Source organism: Burkholderia sp. JKS000303, from assembly GCF_002563755.1.
GTDB lineage: Bacteria > Pseudomonadota > Gammaproteobacteria > Burkholderiales > Burkholderiaceae > Burkholderia > Burkholderia anthina_B.
The window spans coordinates 824652-842207 of the sequence record NZ_PDBZ01000001.1; the positions used below are offsets into that span (position 1 = coordinate 824652).

Annotated in this window: 15 protein-coding genes; 7 read left to right on the forward strand and 8 right to left on the reverse strand. The window is 63.9% G+C overall.

Annotated elements, in window-relative coordinates; all coding sequences use genetic code 11:
* Positions 1-32 precede the first annotated feature (32 nt).
* A complete protein-coding gene (locus BX604_RS03970) occupies positions 33-2153 on the reverse strand; it encodes a glycosyltransferase family 2 protein (RefSeq protein ID WP_257146272.1) in 2121 nt (706 codons plus the stop codon).
* A gap of 124 nt (positions 2154-2277) precedes the next feature.
* Between BX604_RS03970 and BX604_RS03975 the strand changes: the two genes are divergently transcribed.
* Positions 2278-3609 (forward strand): capsule biosynthesis protein, encoded by a 1332-nt coding sequence (locus BX604_RS03975; RefSeq protein ID WP_257146273.1) that lies wholly within the window; start codon positions 2278-2280, stop codon positions 3607-3609.
* On the opposite strand, the gene BX604_RS03980 is transcribed toward BX604_RS03975, so the two are convergent.
* Complete coding sequence (locus BX604_RS03980; protein ID WP_257146274.1) at positions 3551-5506, reverse strand: capsular polysaccharide biosynthesis protein; 1956 nt, start codon at positions 5504-5506, stop codon at positions 3551-3553. The genes BX604_RS03975 and BX604_RS03980 overlap by 59 nt on opposite strands.
* A gap of 766 nt (positions 5507-6272) precedes the next feature.
* Between BX604_RS03980 and BX604_RS03985 the strand changes: the two genes are divergently transcribed.
* Positions 6273-7379: a hypothetical protein gene (locus BX604_RS03985; protein ID WP_257146275.1), complete on the forward strand. Its 1107-nt coding sequence runs from the start codon at positions 6273-6275 to the stop codon at positions 7377-7379.
* Here BX604_RS03985 and BX604_RS03990 read toward each other — a convergent pair.
* Positions 7282-8064, reverse strand: coding sequence for an SDR family NAD(P)-dependent oxidoreductase (locus tag BX604_RS03990; RefSeq protein WP_098549673.1), 783 nt, complete (start codon positions 8062-8064; stop codon positions 7282-7284). The genes BX604_RS03985 and BX604_RS03990 overlap by 98 nt on opposite strands.
* Before the next feature lie 235 nt (positions 8065-8299).
* Between BX604_RS03990 and BX604_RS03995 the strand changes: the two genes are divergently transcribed.
* On the forward strand, positions 8300-9112 hold the full coding sequence (locus BX604_RS03995; RefSeq protein ID WP_098549674.1) for a mechanosensitive ion channel family protein: 813 nt from the start codon (positions 8300-8302) through the stop codon (positions 9110-9112).
* A gap of 97 nt (positions 9113-9209) precedes the next feature.
* Here the strand turns inward: BX604_RS03995 and BX604_RS04000 are convergent, their stop codons facing one another.
* Positions 9210-9893, reverse strand: a complete 684-nt coding sequence (locus tag BX604_RS04000; RefSeq protein ID WP_179894779.1) for a DedA family protein — start codon at positions 9891-9893, stop codon at positions 9210-9212.
* Between the two features lie 174 nt (positions 9894-10067).
* On the opposite strand from BX604_RS04000, the gene mutL reads away from it, so the two are divergent.
* The gene (gene mutL / locus BX604_RS04005; RefSeq protein ID WP_098549676.1) at positions 10068-12047 is read left to right on the forward strand and encodes a DNA mismatch repair endonuclease MutL; all 1980 of its coding nucleotides are present in this window, start codon (positions 10068-10070) and stop codon (positions 12045-12047) included.
* Positions 12044-13018, forward strand: coding sequence for a tRNA (adenosine(37)-N6)-dimethylallyltransferase MiaA (gene miaA / locus BX604_RS04010; RefSeq protein WP_098549677.1), 975 nt, complete (start codon positions 12044-12046; stop codon positions 13016-13018). The genes mutL and miaA overlap by 4 nt, the downstream gene beginning before the upstream one ends.
* 35 nt (positions 13019-13053) lie before the next feature.
* On the opposite strand, the gene BX604_RS04015 is transcribed toward miaA, so the two are convergent.
* The 4 genes from BX604_RS04015 to purM form a co-directional block, all read right to left on the reverse strand.
* Positions 13054-13635, reverse strand: coding sequence for a PIN domain-containing protein (locus tag BX604_RS04015; protein WP_098549678.1), 582 nt, complete (start codon positions 13633-13635; stop codon positions 13054-13056).
* A 1-nt stretch (position 13636) separates the two neighbouring features.
* Positions 13637-14107 (reverse strand): excisionase family DNA-binding protein, encoded by a 471-nt coding sequence (locus BX604_RS04020; RefSeq protein WP_098549679.1) that lies wholly within the window; start codon positions 14105-14107, stop codon positions 13637-13639.
* A gap of 212 nt (positions 14108-14319) precedes the next feature.
* Positions 14320-14715: a YybH family protein gene (locus tag BX604_RS04025; RefSeq protein ID WP_098552694.1), complete on the reverse strand. Its 396-nt coding sequence runs from the start codon at positions 14713-14715 to the stop codon at positions 14320-14322.
* Positions 14716-14823: 108 nt separating this feature from the next.
* Positions 14824-15879 (reverse strand): phosphoribosylformylglycinamidine cyclo-ligase, encoded by a 1056-nt coding sequence (gene purM / locus BX604_RS04030; RefSeq protein WP_059451336.1) that lies wholly within the window; start codon positions 15877-15879, stop codon positions 14824-14826.
* Between the two features lie 250 nt (positions 15880-16129).
* Between purM and hda the strand changes: the two genes are divergently transcribed.
* Both hda and BX604_RS04040 read left to right on the forward strand, forming a co-directional pair.
* Entirely contained in the window at positions 16130-16864 is a 735-nt protein-coding gene (gene hda / locus BX604_RS04035; protein WP_218926862.1) for a DnaA regulatory inactivator Hda, read from the forward strand.
* Positions 16865-16875: 11 nt separating this feature from the next.
* Positions 16876-17553: an HAD family hydrolase gene (locus BX604_RS04040; protein ID WP_098549681.1), complete on the forward strand. Its 678-nt coding sequence runs from the start codon at positions 16876-16878 to the stop codon at positions 17551-17553.
* Positions 17554-17556: the final 3 nt, after the last annotated feature.

Consider the following 17556-nt stretch of genomic DNA (forward strand, 5'->3'; position numbering starts at 1 on the left):
CTATATATTATAACCGGATCAAAAACTTCTCTTCAGAACAACGCAAATACGCTCCTCCTCTGTCGAGATATTTTTAATCCATGTCCCACTACCCAAGGACGAAATACGATCGGCATTGCCGAGAGCAGAAAATCTGGCTGCAAATAATTTAAATTCGGATTGTAAAAAGGATCGTGGTGCATGATGTGCCGCCATCGATTGCGCATGTACTGAACCTCAGATCTAAACCGACGCCGCTGCGCAGGAATTTCATCTTTCCCACGCGAAACCGATTCATGGTGGTACAGCAATGCATGTGGAGTCCACACCACACGGAACCCCTGATCGCGCACGCGCAGACAATAATCCACGTCGTTAAACGCAACCTTCAGGTTGCGTTCGTTCAATCCACCCATGCGTTGATACAGGGATTTCTGGGTCAATAAGCACGCTGCCGTAACCGCCGACAAATCCTGCGCTACCAGCGCCCTACCCGCGTAACCTGGCTCGTCCGACCCGATCCCGCTATGCAAGTGATTCGCACATCCACCGGGCCCCACGGTATCGCCGGCATGCTGCACTGTGCCGTCGCCATACAGCAACTTTGCTCCGACAGCGCCTACGCCAGCACTCGACAACACGCCCACCATCTCACCCAACCAATCCGGCGAAATCACTTCCGTATCGTTGTTGAGCAGACACACCAGTTCGCCCTTCGCCTCGGCGATCGCCATGTTGTTGATGCGCGAGTAATTGAACGGCTCATCAAACGGCAACACCCGAACATTGGCTATCTGCTTCAAGCTCTGCAGGTAGGCCAGTGTGTCGGGTTCGATGCTTTGATTATCAACAACGAGGATTTCATACGGTCCATAGCGTGTCTTTTCCAGCACGCTTGAGATGCAACGGCGCAGATGCCCCAACTGATCGCGCGTAGGGATGACAATGCTGACCAACGGTGCCGGCGCGGCTACCCGATAGCGCACCCGGCAACGGCCCGGGCCCGTGCTCTCGACTTCTGCCAACACACCCATGCGCCGCAGATGCGCGGCCACTGCACGAACCGTCCCCGCGCCATCATCTTGTTCATCCCGGGGTGTCATATGCCAAAGCGGTGCAGGCACGTGGACCATCGGCGAGCCGAGTTCGCTCAGCGCCAACAGCAAAGCGTGCATCATCACGTTGGCATCTGTCACATCCACGCCGAATTCGCGCAACCGATCCGCGTGCCGGCTGTTCCAAACAAACGCGTCGCCGATATAGTTAGTGGAACGCAACAGTTCGGGAGACCAGTCCGGCTTGAAAACGGGATCACGCAACTGGCCATCCGCCCCCACGACATCGTGATCGGCATACGCTACAGCGGCATCGGGTGTTTTGATGACAGCATCCGCGAGGCAAAACAGCGCCTGCTCCGAGAGCGTCGCTCCAGCCCGGATAACGAGGTGCCAGGAATTCTCAGCGACCGGTGTCGAAATCAACCGGGTTAAATCATCTGAGAAATCGTCTCGAACCTCGACTTTAAAGTGTCGATACGTTTGCGCCTGCAAACTGGCGCGCGTCGCATCGATATCAGCCTGCGTAGTTTGCCGGCTCACCCGCAACGAAATATTAAATATTGGTGAATATTGCCAACGCTTCACGCGGCGGGCCATCAACGCGCGGTCCGCCGGGGTAATAGCATAGAACTCCTGATACCACCCTGCGTAACCTTCGCGATACACGTTCGCCCGAAAGCGACACGCCACGTCGTACGCATGATCAAGATCGCGGAAAAGCGTGACCGGCGTAAGTCCTGCCCGCATGCAACGCTGCAGGGGTTGCTTGTACAGCGTGTTCGCCGCCCGCCAGAACTGCCGCAAGCGGTACGCTGCGGAACTCAGACGACGATGCCGAAGGAATCGGACTTGAAGGGGGGTGACGCCGTTGTCCATGATCAAATGGACAGTCCGCACGACTGCGGGAGTCTTGACCAGCTCCTGGATATGGCCCTTACTGCTGATTAAGACTTTTAACGCGTGCGTGCGATCATCATGCATCGTCAGCACGACAGTCGCTACACATGCCTTGGCATTACCTACCACCTGGCCCTCTACAAGCCAGGCCGTGGCAGCACGCCAGCTCTCCTTATGAACGATTTTAGCCGCCACTTCTTCACTACCTGCCTTAACCATGTCGCAACTTTGGATCCGCGATTATAATTCACGGCCAGAGGAAGACTAGAAAAACCTAGAAGTATCAAACATGCGCAGATCCATACTATTTCTCCAGGGGCCTCCCTCGCTTTTCTGGCGTCAGTTGAGCGACCACTTCGATGCCGCACTCGTGCGCACGCATCGAATCAATCTTTCCCTGGGGGACTGGGCCTACTGGCGCAAACCGGGCGCGGTCAACTACCGCGGCCGCTTTAGCCGCTGGGCAGATTTTCTGCGCGATTATCTAGTGCGCCACGAGATCACCGACATCTTCTACTTTGCCGACCGCCTGCCCTATCATGCGGTCGCGCGCGAAGTCGCCGAGTCGCTCGGCATTCGCACGTACTCGATCGAATTCGGCTACTTGCGCCCCGACTGGCTCACCCTCGAGCGCGGCGGCATGGGCACGCTGTCGCACTTCCCCACCGACCCGAAGGCGATCCGCGCAATTGCCCGCCGTGTCGGACCGTTCAAGCCGGACACCAAGCACTACTCGCACAGTTTCGGGCAAGAAGCGTTCAACGAGGTGCTTTATAACCTCCTGACCTCGCTGGTGCCATATTTTTTCCCGCTCTATCGCACCGACAAGTATTACCTGCCATTACTGGACTATCTTCGCTGGCTGCCGCGCATGATCGGCCAGCGCCTGCATGAGCCCGCGCGGGTCGCCGCCGCCGACGTATTGCGCCACTCGGACGCTCGCTACTGGATGCTCGCGCTGCAAATGCAGGCCGATTACCAGCTGCGCGCCAATTCCGCGTACAGCGATCAGCGGCAAGTGATCGAGGAAGTCATTGCGTCGTTCGCGCAACACGCCCCGCAGGACGGCTCGCTGATCATCAAGCTGCATCCGCTCGACAATGGCATGGAGCGCTGGGAGAAATTCGTCGCGCGTACCGCAAAACACTACGACGTGGCGTCGCGCGTCATTGCCGTGACGGACTGCGACCTCAAGCGCACGATCAAGCACAGCAAGGGTGTCATTGCGGTGAATTCGACCGTGGGCCTGCATGCGTTGCGCGCCAATTGCCCGGTGAAAGTGCTCGGCATGGCGATGTACGACATCGCAGGGCTCACGCACCAGGGTTCGCTGGAAACGTTCTGGACCAAGCCCGAGCGCGTCAATAAACCATTGCTCAACGACTTCGTGGCGGCGATTGCCGCCACCGTCCAGATACATGGCTCGTTCTACAACCGCGCAGGCCGCGACGCAGCATGCGTCGAAATCGTGCGCCGCGTGATGAAAGACGAGGTCAACGGCCAGGGCGCCTTCGTCGACCCGCCCCCGCGGCTCGATCGCGCGCTGCGGTCGAACGTTCCGATCTTCGGTTCGTTGAAAGGCAGCGGCATCGAGCCGGCAGGTACGCGCCCGGTCGCTAAGCCTCCCGAAACAGCCGTGCAACCCAGTGCCGCCAGCGTGGCACCCGCGGCGTAGCACGCCATTCGACGAGTTCCTGCAGCGCACGCTCCGGCGTGGTAAAGCGTTTCGTCATTCGGCTGACATACGTGGGATACAGAATCAGCGCGGCGGCGACGAGTTCGTCGAGCGTCAGCACACGGTTGCGCCGCTGACGCACCGGTTCCGTCAAGCCCGCATCGTGCGACACACCCCAGCCCGCATAGAACGGCTGTCCGTAGGTGACCACCTTCACGCCGCGCAGCAGCGCTTCAAATCCGGCCAGCGACGTCAGCACATGGACTTCGTCCACGCTGCCGAGCAACTGATGAAACGACACTGAGCCAATCGTCTCGTCGCACCACTGCGCCGCGTCGTCCTCCCCTCGCCCCTCCTTGCGCAGGCCGGCCATCACGTCGGGGTGCGGCTTGTACAGCAGATACGCATCGGGATTGGCGGCACGCACGGCCTGCAACAGATCCATATTGCCGCGAATGCCGGACGCACCGAAACGGATCGAAGCATCGGTCTCCACCTGTCCGGGCACAAGAATCACGCGCCTGCCCTCCGGACGAACCCAGTTCGCGTGTCCGGCGAGGTTGTATTTGGTAATGCCCGCGTCGCAAATGGCCCGACGCAGACCGGCCGCGCGCTCGAGCAGTTCGGGCGTGAACACGGTTTGTGCGAGCAGCGTTTCCAGCCGCGAAGGCCGTGTGGCGTCGTAATAGATGCCGACGTCGTCCTGCACCCACGACAGCGGACGCGTCAGATCGGCCCCGAGGCCGACGGAGCGCACGAAGCCGTCCTCGACGCGGATGACCTTTTGCGTTGCGGACAGCGCGGGCACGAGGCGGTCGTCGAGCTTGCGCCCCCATGTGGCAACGGCGCCGTCGATCGCCCGCGGCACGCGCCAGCGAAAGCGAACGGCGCTCCCGCCGAAGAATTGACGCACGTAGTCCTTCTTCCAGCCGGAAAAACCGAGCGCGTCGATATCGACGGGGAATCGTTGTCGCATCCGGCGCTGCAACGCCAGCCATGCCAGCACGGTTTCGACCTCGCAGCGCTTGCCGGTTTCCGGATCGACATAGCGGCAGTAATCGATCAGCGCCGCGTGAACCAGTTGTTCCAGCGTGGCCGCACCGCGTCGCGCGGGCGCCGGCAACGCGTCCCGCGTCAGTCCCCAGCCCCCATAGAACGGCATGCCGAAGACGCGCACCGGCAGCCCCCACATCAGCGCCTCGAAGCCGAGTTGCGACGTGACGGTATACACCTCGTGCACCAGCGGCAGCAGGCTGGCCGGATGCACGTTGTCGTCCAGCACCTGCACGCGCGGCATCGCGCGCACCGCGTCGAGATCGAAGTGGCCATGCTTGCGGCCGGACACGACGTCGGGATGAACCTTGAGCAGGATCGTGCGATCGGGATGCTCGTGCAGCGCGGCCTCCAGCATCCGGTGGAAGCTGGCAGCATCGGCGAGACCGCAGGAGATCGATGCGTCGCCGCGCGTCTGGTCCACGACCAATACGCATCCATCGGGCAATGCCCTGCCCAGGTCGCGACCATGGTTGTACTTGGACACGCGGCCATCCCGCCACGCCGCGGCCAGTGCGCGAGCCCGCACGACCTGGTCGTCGCGCAGCGGCTGCGCAATCAGCGACTCGAGCCGCGACGGCTGGCTCGCATCGAGATAAAGCCCGATATCGTCGAAAATGATTGCGAGCGGCGGATCGTCCTTGCCGAGTCCGACGGAGCGCAAAAAGCCGTCTTCGATGTGATAGACGGCGAGGCCGTGCTTCTGCGCATAGCGCTGCGCGGCCAGTGCGCTCGGACGGCGCCCCCAGGCGAGCACACCCGCACCGGTCACCGGTTGGCCGACCGACCGGTAGTGCAGCTGAAAATCGTCGAGCAACGCGGCGAGCGTCGGGATGCGATTCACGCCCGGCGCCTGTGTATAGGCAATCGGCAGCGAACCCACCAACGCATCGGGCAGTGCCGGTCCGGCAACTTCACCCCGGGCAACAGAAAAATCAGTCAAAGACACGAGCCTCGACAAATATGGCCGCAAGCGCCCGCGCGATCAGGCAATTGCCGAAAGCGGAGGGTTTTGCCGCGAAGCCGGAATAATGGAATATCGGTGTGCTCATGGGGTTCTTCGTGTCGAGCGGGCAGGCGATGTATCGGTTCACGCAACCCGACGGCGGTGACGACGCTCATCGTGGACGCAATTTACGTGATCGCCGCGCATTTCCTCACGCTGCTGACGCAATCGCATTGTACTTGTCCACTTGTTCACCGTTACCCGGCCGGCTCGTGGCCGGTATTCTAACGGGCTGGCCGCTCGAATCCGCCGGAAATCCGATTTATTCGTTCAAGCGCCGCCTTCCCGCCGCCGGCCGGCCTCTGGAGGCACGCGCGACAGCCCGTCACACCCCATGCATAAACGCCGCTGGTTTGCGGATTTAAATCGTTACGAAGATGACCCCATATAAATTTGACATCATCGGTAACGCACGCACAATCAAATGTCTTTAGAATCCCCGAATCACCGAGAAATCAAAGTCGCCGCTCATGTCGAGACCGATTCCGCATGAGCTGCTACGACGCGCACCGCCCAACCACACGTATTTAATATCCTGATGTTGCGCAGGCTCCTATCCCGAAAATCGGCGCACGGCCCGTCTCACCTCCGTCACAACACGGCGGTGCAGCGCTGGCTGGTTTTGCATCAAGGCGAAAATCCGTCCACGGATTATTACGTGCTCCCGCGCCTGCAGGAGCTCGGGCTGCCGGTCGTCTACAAGAACCTGGACAGCGCCGTGCCGGAGCCGGGCGATCTCGCGCCGGGGACGGCGGTCATCATCATCCGCTACCTGAATGCGCGATGGGCGCGGGCACTGCGCATTCATCGCGTGCAACTGGCACGCATCGTCTATTTTATGGACGACGACCTGCTGCATCCGCGGTCGTGGAACGGCTTACCGCGGCCGTACGTGAAAAAACTCCGCAAGTACTGCCATGCGCATAACGCGGACATCCGCGACCTTGCGACGGAATACTGGTTTTCCACGCAGGCCCTGCGCGATCGCTATCCGGAACGCGCGGCAACCCTCGTGACACCGCGCGCGCTGCCCGAGGATGCGCGCACGCAGCGGGTGCGCAACGCACCGGCGGAATCGCCGATCCTCGTGTTCTATCACGGTAGCGCCGCCCACGAAGCCGAGATCGCGTGGCTGCAGCCGATCATGGCGCAAGTGCTCGCGCGCTGTTCGAACGTCCATTTCGAGCTGATCGGCGCGCATGCGGTGAACGTGCTGTATCGCGGCCTGCCGCGCACACGGGTGGTGCATCCGATGGACTGGGCCAACTACCGCGGTCATTGCCGTCTGCTCGACGGCCATATCGGCCTCGCCCCGCTGCTGCCGTCGGAATTCAACGCCGCCCGCGCGCATGTGAAGGCCTACGACATCGCCCGCTGCCGGGCCGTGGGGCTGTATGCTGCCACGGGCCCGTATCACGAGGTGATTCGGCACGACGAGAACGGCCTGCTGCTCGACAACGATCCGCAAAGCTGGGTGGAAGCGCTATGCGCGCTGGCCGGCGACCCGGCCCGCCTCCATGCGCTGCGCGTGGCCGCACAGACACTGCTGCAGCGGCCTGCCGCTCAGGCGACGCCGGTCGGGATCATCCACACCGCGCCCGAGCAAATCACGCTTACTCGTAACCCAGCCGGCTCAGGAACCAGCCGGACACGGCCGGATGTAGTCCTGCCAGCAGGAAACACCCGAGATTCAGCGGGAATGGAAAGCTGATCCGCGCACGATTGGTACTCAGGCCGACGCGAATCACGCGCGCCGCCTTCGGCGCTTTCCACAGAAACGGTTTCGGGCCCGGCATATCGAAGCACATCTGCGATTCCACGTAGCCCGGCATGATCACGTTGACCTTCACGCCTTCGGCCGCCAGCCCGTCGCGCATCGCCTCCCCGTACGCCTTCACCGCAGCCTTGCTCGCGCTGTAGCTCGGCGTCTCGGGCAATCCGCGCCATGCGGCGAGGGAACTGATCAGCGCGATCTGGCCGCCACGGCGCGCGCGCATCGCGGGCATCGCGGCATGAGCGGTGGCCATGCTGGCCTTGACGTTCACGTCCAGCAGACGGTGCATGTCGTCCCACGCTTCGCCTTGATGCCCGGGGCCGGTGTTGATATTGACCCCCGCATTGGCGATCACGAGATCGGGCGCTTCGGTCTGGCTCATCTCGCTGACCCAGTTACGCAACGTATCGTGGTCGCGCACGTCGAATGCGGCCGTGATGACGCGCGCGCCGAGCGCGGTGCACGCATCGCTCACTTGCTGCAGCAGCGCGGTATTGCGGCCGTGCAGAATCAGCACCGCCGTGCCGGCTCGCGCATATTCCTCCGCCAGCGCTGAACCGATGCCGCCCGTGGCACCCGTAATCAGCACGCAGCGCGGAACCCCGTTTTTTTGTGTCGCCATGATCGAGAAATAGGGCTTTGGATAGTGATAATTTCGGCAGCATTATCCGGCATGCACCACTGAACGCGCACACCGTTCATAGAATATTTTGCCCAAATACCCTGTCGACAATCGGGTAATCCGGGCTATTTCGCGACCGGTCTTTAACACTCTTTCATCATCGAGCGCCTTCTCTTCGGTTATAACCGTCCGTCGAAAAGCCGCCAGCCGGCCCCTTTCCCATTTAGGAGCTCCCATGCTGAACCTGGAAACCGCCCAGCAATTCCTGATGACCCGCGGCCTCGATTTCGGCCTGAACCTCCTCGCCGCGATCGTGCTGTGGTTCGTCGGCCGGTGGGCGATCCACCTCGCCACCCGACTGCTCGGCAAGGTCGTGCGCCGCAGCGGCAAGGTCGACCCGACGCTCACCGACTACCTGACCTCGGTCGTCGGCGTGCTGCTGACGGTCCTGCTGATCCTCGCGATCCTGCAGATCTTCGGCGTGCAGACCACGTCGTTCGCTGCACTGCTCGCCGGTCTCGGCCTCGCGATCGGCACCGCGTGGGGCGGCCTGCTCGCCCACTTCGCCGCCGGCGTGTTCATGCAGGTGCTGCGCCCGTTCAAGATCGGCGACGTGATCAGCGCAGGCGGCGTCACCGGCACGGTGAAGGAACTCGGCCTGTTCGGCACGACGATCATCACCGCCGACAACGTCGTGACGATCGTCGGCAACAACAAGATCTTCTCGGACAACATCGCGAACTACAGCGCGACGCCGCACCGCCGCGTCGACCTGACCGCGAAGATCGCGAACGGCGTCGATGCGGCCGATGCGATCAATCGCCTGAAGACGCAGATCCAGTCGATCCCGAACGTGATGAAAGTGCCGGCACCGGACGTCGGCGTGCTGCAGTTCACGCCGGAAGGCCCGCTGCTGTTCGTGCGCCCGTCGACGCAGCCGGAGAACTACTGGCAGGTGTACTGCGACACCAACCGCGTGATCCTCGAGACGTTCCGCGACGCGCAATATCCGACGCCAGAAACGCCGATCTCGCACCGCAACGCGTGACGGCACAGCCCACCGGCACTTGCCGGCATCGCGGGGATGAAAAAAAAGCGTGGCAACCGCCACGCTTTTTTATTGCGCCGAAGAGAAACGCGCCGCTTCAGCGGCCGCCCGTCTTCTGCGTACCGTCCGATTGACGCCCGCGCACCATCTTCCACAGCCCGCCGAGCACGACCGGCACGATCGCCGCGCCGATCCCCGCCAGCACGATCACGTTCAGGTACTGACGAATGAACGGGATATTGCCGAAGAAGTAGCCCAGCAGCACCAGCAGCAGCACCCAGAACACCGCGCCGAGCACGTTGAACAGCTGGAAGCGCGCGACGCTCATCGACGACGCCCCCGCGACGAACGGCGCGAACGTGCGCACGACCGGGATGAAGCGCGCGAGCACGATGGTCTTGCCGCCGTGCTTGTCGTAGAACGAGTGGGTTTTCTGCAGCGCGGCGCGATCGAGGAAGCGCTCGAGCACCGGGATATGGGTATTGAACACCTTCGGCCCGATCCAGCGGCCGATCAGGTAGTTCACGGTATTGCCGGAAATCGCCGCGACCAGCAGCAGCACGATCAGCGCGCCGACGTTCATGTCGCCCGTCGCCGCGAACGCGCCGCCGATGAACAGCAGCGAATCGCCCGGCAGGAACGGCAACACGACGAGCCCGGTCTCGCAGAACACGATCAGGAACAGCACCAGGTACACCCATGCGCCGTACTGCCGGATGAAATCGCCGAGGAACGCGTCGATGTGCAGGACCAGATTGACGAAATGAAGCAGCGTATCCAAATGCGAGTCCTCGAAGGCGAAAGGGCCGGAACGGCCGAAAAAGGCGGAAAGTGCCCGCCGCACAAGGCGGCGCGCGGAACGGAGTCATGATACCGAAACTACCTTAAGGCTCCGTGAAAAAACGTAACCGTCGGCGGCGCCGGCAGGCATCCGCCGCCTCGCTATAATTCGGCCATGTCCGAAATCACCGAAACGGCCGCGGGCGCCGCGCCCGCCCCTGCTCCGCGCCCGCTGCGCGCGATCCAGCCCCTGCCCGACCAGCTGATCAGCCAGATCGCCGCGGGCGAGGTCGTCGAACGCCCGGCGTCGGTCGTCAAGGAGCTGCTCGAGAACGCGATGGACGCCGGCGCGACGACGCTGCGCATCGTCCTCGAAGAAGGCGGCGTCAAGCGCATCTCGATCACCGACGACGGCTGCGGGATTCCGCCCGACGAGCTGCCGCTCGCATTGATGCGCCACGCGACCAGCAAGATCCGCTCGCTCGAGGAGCTCGAAGCGGTCGCCACGCTGGGCTTTCGCGGGGAAGCGCTCGCGTCGATCGCCTCGGTCGCCGAGATGTCGATCACGAGCCGCACGGCCGACGTCGCGCACGCGATGAAGATCGATGCGACCACCGGCGCGCTGTCGCCGGCGGCCGGCGCGGTCGGCACGACGATCGAGGTGCGCGAGCTGTACTTCAACACGCCCGCACGCCGCAAATTCCTGAAAAGCGAGCAGACCGAGTTCGGCCACTGCCTCGAAATGATCCGCCGCGCGGCGCTCGCGCGGCCGGACGTCGCGATCTCGGTACTGCACAACGGCAAGGCCGTCGAGCACTGGAACGCGACCGAGCCCGCACAGCGGGTCGCGAAGATCCTCGGCGACAGCTTCGCCACCGCGCACCTGCCGCTCGACGAGCAGGCCGGGCCGCTCGCCGTCTACGGCTGCGCGGGCCTGCCGACCGCGAGCCGCGGCCGCGCCGACCAGCAGTATTTCTTCGTCAACGGCCGCTTCGTGCGCGACAAGCTGCTCACGCACGCCGTGCGCGCGGCGTACGAAGACGTCCTCCACGGCGACCGCTACCCGTCGTACGTGCTGTTCCTCGACCTGCCGCCCGAAGCCGTCGACGTGAATGTGCACCCGTCGAAGATCGAAGTGCGGTTCCGCGATTCGCGCTCGATCCACCAATATGTATTCCACGCTGTGCAACGCGCACTGGCCCGCCATGCGGGCGCGTCGCCGGAAACCACCGCGGGCGGCCACGCCGCGCATCTCGAACCGGCACCTGCAGGCCCCGCGTCGTTCCTGAATACGCCGCTCGGCCAGGGTGCGGCCACCGGCACGGGCGGCAGCGGCTTCTCGTCGCCGTCATCGTCGACGGGCAACACGTGGATGCGCCAGGATCGCATGACGCAGGGCACGCTGCCCGTCGCGCAGCCGCTCGCGCTCTACGACGCGCTGTTCGGCCGCAAGGATACGGGCGCGGGCACGCCGGACGGCACGACCGGCGTCGCGCACGATTCGACAGGCGCGCCGGCCGCGCCGCTGCCGGGCTTCGCCGCATCGCCGATCGCCGCCAGCGCGCATGACGAGCAGCCGCTCGGCTTCGCGCTCGGCCAGATCCACGGCATCTATGTGCTCGCGCAGAACGCGCACGGCCTCGTGATCGTCGACATGCACGCGGCCCACGAGCGGATCCTGTACGAACAGTTCAAGAACGCGCTCGCCGACCGTTCGGTGGCCGTGCAGTCGCTGCTGCTGCCGATATCGATGACGGCGACGCCGGTCGAGATTGGCACGGTCGAGGAAGAACGCGACACGCTCGAATCGCTCGGTTTCGACCTCGCGGTGCTGTCGCCGACGACGCTCGCGATCCGTGCGGTGCCCGCGCTGCTAAAGGATGCGGACCTGCAGTCGCTCGCGCGCGCGGTGCTCGCCGACCTGCACGCATTCGGCGGCTCGCGCGTGCTCACCGAGCGCCAGCACGAACTGCTCGGCACGCTCGCCTGCCACCACGCGGTGCGCGCGAACCGGCGCCTGACGCTCGACGAGATGAACGCGCTGTTGCGCCAGATGGAAGCGACCGAACGCGCGGACCAGTGCAATCACGGCCGGCCGACGTGGTATCAGCTCACGCTGAACGATCTCGACCGCCTCTTCATGCGCGGCCAATGAGCGCTTCACCACAGACCCAACCGACGACGATCGCCTGCCTGCTCGGCCCCACCGCCTCGGGCAAGACGGCCGCGGCGCTGGCGCTCGCCGCGCGCCGCCCGATCGAGATCGTCAGCGTCGATTCGGCGCTCGTCTACCGCGACATGGATATCGGCACCGCGAAACCGACGCGCGACGAGCGCGCGAGCGTGCCGCACCATCTGATCGACATCATCGACCCGGCAGACGCGTATTCGGCGGCCAGTTTCCGCGCGGACACGCTGCGCCTGATCGGCGAGATCACCGCGCGCGGCCGCACGCCGCTGCTCGCGGGCGGCACGATGCTGTACTACAAGGCGCTGACGCAGGGGCTCAACGACCTGCCGACCGCCGATGCGGCCGTGCGCGCGGAACTCGATGCCGACGCCGCGCGCGACGGCTGGCCGGCGCTGCACGCGCGGCTCGCACAGGTCGACCCTGTGACCGCCGCGCGCCTCGCGCCGAACGATTCGCAGCGGATCCAGCGCGCGCTCGAAGTGTTCATGTTGAGCGGGCAACCGATGTCGGCGCTGCTCGCCGCGCCGCGCCCGGTGGATGATGCGGCCGCGGCTTACCGCTTCGTGCCGGTCGCGCTCGAACCGTCGGACCGCGCGGTACTGCACGCCCGCATCGCGCAACGCTTCGACGCGATGCTCGATGCAGGCTTCATCGACGAAGTCGAACGACTGCGCCGCCGCGAGGAGCTGCACCTGGGCCTGCCGTCGATGCGCTGCGTCGGCTACCGGCAGGCGTGGGAATTCCTCGACGGCGACACCGACTACCGGACCATGCGCGACAAGGGCATCTTCGCGACGCGCCAGCTGTGCAAACGGCAGATCACGTGGCTGCGTGCAATGCCCGAGCGCATTATGGTGGATTGTGTCGCTAAGGATTCGACCACGCTGGCGGTTGACGCGCTTGAGCGGGCATTGGATGGTCGGGCGCCTGCCTGAGAGCGGCACTGCGCCTCAAAAAATTCGCAGACGTGCTAGATCAGTTCCGCGGCCTCACGAATTCTCTGAGCGGTAGCGGGTAGACCGCCCTGCTCAAGTGCCCGGGCGAAGTTCTCCGGGGTGGCCGCCGGACTCTTCCAGCGAGCACGCATGCGCTTGAACGCAGCCATCGCAATCAGCGGATCCAGATCCCATTGGTTAATGATGAAGCGGTCAGGATCGACCACCTCGATACCATACGCATTGACGATTTCGGACGGGAAATCACGCAGGTTCGAGGTCACGATACAGTCGGCATGCCCGGCAACGGCGGCCGCGAGAACATGCCTGTCGTTCGGATCGGGAAGCTCATAACTCGAAACGAGCCGCGCCCAGGCATGTTCCGGAACCTCCCAGTCCGGTACGGCCTCTCGCATGCAGTCTCGTCGAAACCCGAGCTTGCCTTTTAGCTCCGGGCGTCGTGCTTCGAGCGCGGCCATCCATTCTTGCTCAATCTTTGTCGACCACTTGGCCGCAAACAGACCTGCGGCAGCCAGACTCATCAAAGAATCGGTCATCGCAATCGGGTAGAGCACGCACGCATCCAGCAGCGCTGTGTAACGTGCGTTGCCGGCCATCTCAGTAGTCCAATCCCAATTCGCGCGCGTTGTCGGCCATGCGCTCGAGCGCGCATGCCTGTTTCTCGCGCATCATATTCGCGTACGCAACCAGATCGTCAAACGCGACCCGTCGATGCGTACCCACCATGCGATGCGGCAGTCTCCCCTGTTCGATTTCTTTGATGACGAACGGCCGCGATACGTTAAGAAAATGGGCCGCCTCCACCGTGGTGAACTCCCGGTTTGCCGGCATAAGGGTGATCGACCGCCCCTCACTCATCGCCCCGAGTAGTTGGCCGATCAGTTTCAATGCCGCAGGCGGCACGTCAACACTCGGATGCTCTCCTTTATCGGTGGTGAGAGTAATCACCGCTGCGCGCGAATGATCCAGCGCCTCCATGATGCCGCGCTGCGCGACGCGAGCCATCTCGAGTTCGTGCTCGCTCATCGGCGGAGGAGTGACCTCGCGAATTCGGTCTGCCGTACGCATATCAGTGATCCCTTTGCTGAGCTTGGCTCGAATTTGCTACCCACCGATCAGCTACGCTTGCTTTCGTGTGTGAAAGCAAGCGTAGCTGATATTTGGATCAAGTGCAATATGTGCAATAAATGAAACGAGCGCCTTGGCATACCAAGCATCGGTCCCTCAATGCCAGCGCATCGTCGGAAAAGGTGCGCTACCGGCATTCGCTCAAGCAGCAATCACTGCGCACGCGTCACGAGATTCGCGTCGCGCACGAGCTGCCAACGGCCGCCCGCCTTGCGCAAGATCGTCAGCGTATGGCCCGAGCGGTGCACGGTGTCGCCACCCGGCGGCGTCACGTCGATCTCGAGGAAATTGCGAAGGTACGCCCAGTCGCCCGTCACGCGCAGCTCGTCGATCCGGTAACGGCCGTCGACCTTCGGCGCATTGCCGGCCGCCGCGTTCGCGTCGCGCGACGCGGCCGCAAACGCAGCCTTGTCGAACGGCGGCTTGCCGGCCACCATGAAAATCGCGTCGTCGGCGATCAGGTCGAGCACGGTCGCCAGATCGCCGCGCTGGCTCGACACGAACCAGGTTTCCACCAGCTCGCGAATCGCGCGTTCGTCCTCGCTCATCGTCGTCTCTCCTTCAGCGTCGCGCCACGCCCCGGTGCGACGCCCGAAAAAAAAGCCGCCCGGATCGACTCCGGGCGGCTTTCCCTGCTGCATGCATTGCGTGTTGCGTCAGACCACGACCGTCTGCGCCTCGCCTTCGCGGCTCGCACGCACGGTGCCGATCTTCCACACCTGTTCGCCGGCAGCCGTCAGGTCGGCGATCGCAGCGTCGGCATCGGCCGCCGCGACGATCACGGCCATGCCGATCCCGCAGTTGAACACACGGTGCATTTCCGCGTCGGCGACGCCGCCGTGCTCCTGCAGCCACTTGAACAGCGGCGGCAGCGGCCAGGCGTTCTGGTCGAGTTCGGCGGTGAGGCCTTCGCGCAGCACGCGCGGAATGTTCTCGACGAGGCCGCCGCCGGTGATGTGTGCCATGCCCTTGACCGACAGCTTCTGCATCAGCGCGAGCAGCGGCTTCACGTAGATGCGCGTGGGCGCCATCAGCGTGTCGGCCAGCGAGCGGCCGTGGAAATCGGCGGACAGATCCGGGTTCGCGCGCTCGATGATCTTGCGCACGAGCGAGAAGCCGTTCGAGTGGATGCCGCTCGATGCAAGGCCGAGCACCACGTCGCCTTCGGCGATCGTGCTGCCGTCGATGATCTTGCTCTTCTCGACCGCACCGACCGCGAAACCGGCCAGGTCGTATTCGCCGTCCGGGTACATGCCCGGCATTTCGGCCGTTTCACCGCCGATCAGCGCGCAGCCCGACAGTTCGCAGCCGTGCGCGATGCCCTTGACGACCGTTGCGGCCGTGTCGACGTCGAGCTTGCCGCACGCGAAGTAGTCGAGGAAGAACAGCGGCTCGGCACCCTGCACGAGGATGTCGTTCACGCTCATCGCGACCAGGTCCTGGCCGACGGTGTCGTGTTTGTTCAGATGAAAGGCGAGCTTGAGCTTGGTGCCGACGCCGTCGGTGCCCGACACGAGCACGGGCTCCTTGTACTTCTTCGGCACTTCGAACAGCGCGCCGAACCCGCCGATGCCGCCGAGCACGCCGTCGCGCAGGGTTTTCTTCGCAAAAGGCTTGATCTTGTCGATGAGCGCGTCGCCCGCGTCGATGTCGACGCCTGCGTCGCGGTAGGACAGACCCTGAGCGTCAGGAGCGGATTTCGGAGGATTCATGGGGGAATGCGAGAAGGTCGGTAAAATGCGATTTTACCCGAAGCCGGCCCGTTGGCCGGAATTCCCAGCACCGAATCGTCAGGGATTGCATCTTGGTCAACACGTCCCCGTTTTCCTCGCTACGCGAACCGCGCCGAAACGCGCGTGCCGCGGTGCGTGCGGCCGCGCGTGCTGACACCGGGACGGCATCCCTGCGCGCGTGCCCGGCGTACGGCACGCGTTTTTTCAACCGACCCGCATTGTGACTGTTGTGTCCCGTCAACTGACGCTCGATCTCGGCACGCCGCCGCCCGCCACGTTCGACAACTTCATCATGAATGAAGAGAACGACGAGCTGATCTCGCGGCTCCAGAAGCTCGACCTCGCGCTCGCGGCGGGGCCCGTGCCGGATCGGTCGTTCTACATCTGGGGCGAGCCCGGCAGCGGCCGCACCCACCTGCTGCAGGCGCTCGTGAGCGATGCGTCGTACGGCTACGCGCGCTATCTGACGCCGCAAAGCCCGCTCGGCGCGTTCACGTTCGACCCGCGCATCGGCATCTACGCGATCGACGACTGCGACCGGATGAGCGACGCGCAGCAGGTCGCGCTGTTCAACCTGTTCAACGAAGTCCGCGCGCACCCGTCGAGCGCGTTCGTCGCGGCAGGCCCCGCTGCGCCGCTCGCGCTCGACGTGCGCGAGGATCTGCGCACGCGTCTGGGCTGGGGGCTCGTGTTCCACCTGTCGCCGCCGTCGGACGCCGGCAAGATCGCCGTGCTCAAGCTCGCGGCGAAGGAGCGCGGAATCGTGCTCACCGACGACATCGCTGCCTATCTGCTCACCCATTTCCGCCGCGACATGCCAAGCCTGATGGCGCTGCTCGACGCGCTCGACCGCTTCTCGCTCGAGCAGAAACGCGCCGTCACGCTGCCGCTGCTGCGCCGGATGCTGGCCCGTCCCGGCGACGACATCGCACCACCGGGCACAGGCCCGAACCGCTTCGAGTAAAATGCGCTTCCATGACTAATCTGGCACTCTTTGACCTCGATCACACGCTGATCCCGACCGATAGCGACCACGAATGGGGTCGCTTCATGGTGAAGCTCGGCATCGTCGACGCGGAAAGCTTTTCGCGTCAGAACGATCAGTTCTTCGCCGACTACAAGGCCGGCCAGCTCGACATCCATGCGTACCTGTGCGCGATGCTCACGCCGCTCGCGAAGTATTCGCGCGCGCAGCTCGCGCAATGGCACGAGCAGTACATGCATGAAGTGATCCGGCCCGCAATGACGCCCGCCGCGCTTGAGCTCGTGCGCAAGCACCTCGACGCCGGCGATCTCTGTTGCGTCGTGACCGCGACCAACGAATTCATCACGCGTCCGATCGCCACCGCCTTCGGCGTCGACACGCTGATCGCATGCGAGGTCGAAACGACCGACGGGCATCCCGATTCGCCGTACACGGGCCGGCCCACCGGCACGCCGAGCTACCGCGAAGGCAAGATCGTGCGCACCGAAGCGTGGCTCGCGTCGCTCGGCAAGCACTGGAGCGACTTCGAACACAGCTACTTCTACAGCGACTCGCACAACGACATCCCGTTGCTCGAGAAAGTCACCGACCCGATCGCGACCAACCCCGACGACACGCTGCGTGCGCATGCAAGCGACCGCGGCTGGCGCATCCTCGATCTCTTCTGAACG

Bases quoted from the DNA above. Each gene is read 5' to 3' on its own strand.
- mutL (WP_098549676.1), top strand. From the start codon at position 10,068: ATGTCCGAAATCACCGAAACGGCCGCGGGCGCCGCGCCCGCCCCTGCT.
- BX604_RS04015 (WP_098549678.1), bottom strand. From the start codon at position 13,635: ATGGCCGGCAACGCACGTTACACAGCGCTGCTGGATGCGTGCGTGCTC.
- BX604_RS04040 (WP_098549681.1), top strand. From the start codon at position 16,876: ATGACTAATCTGGCACTCTTTGACCTCGATCACACGCTGATCCCGACC.
- BX604_RS03970 (WP_257146272.1), bottom strand. From the start codon at position 2,153: ATGGTTAAGGCAGGTAGTGAAGAAGTGGCGGCTAAAATCGTTCATAAG.
- BX604_RS04020 (WP_098549679.1), bottom strand. From the start codon at position 14,107: ATGCGTACGGCAGACCGAATTCGCGAGGTCACTCCTCCGCCGATGAGC.
- BX604_RS03995 (WP_098549674.1), top strand. From the start codon at position 8,300: ATGCTGAACCTGGAAACCGCCCAGCAATTCCTGATGACCCGCGGCCTC.
- BX604_RS04025 (WP_098552694.1), bottom strand. From the start codon at position 14,715: ATGAGCGAGGACGAACGCGCGATTCGCGAGCTGGTGGAAACCTGGTTC.
- BX604_RS03990 (WP_098549673.1), bottom strand. From the start codon at position 8,064: ATGGCGACACAAAAAAACGGGGTTCCGCGCTGCGTGCTGATTACGGGT.
- miaA (WP_098549677.1), top strand. From the start codon at position 12,044: ATGAGCGCTTCACCACAGACCCAACCGACGACGATCGCCTGCCTGCTC.
- purM (WP_059451336.1), bottom strand. From the start codon at position 15,879: ATGAATCCTCCGAAATCCGCTCCTGACGCTCAGGGTCTGTCCTACCGC.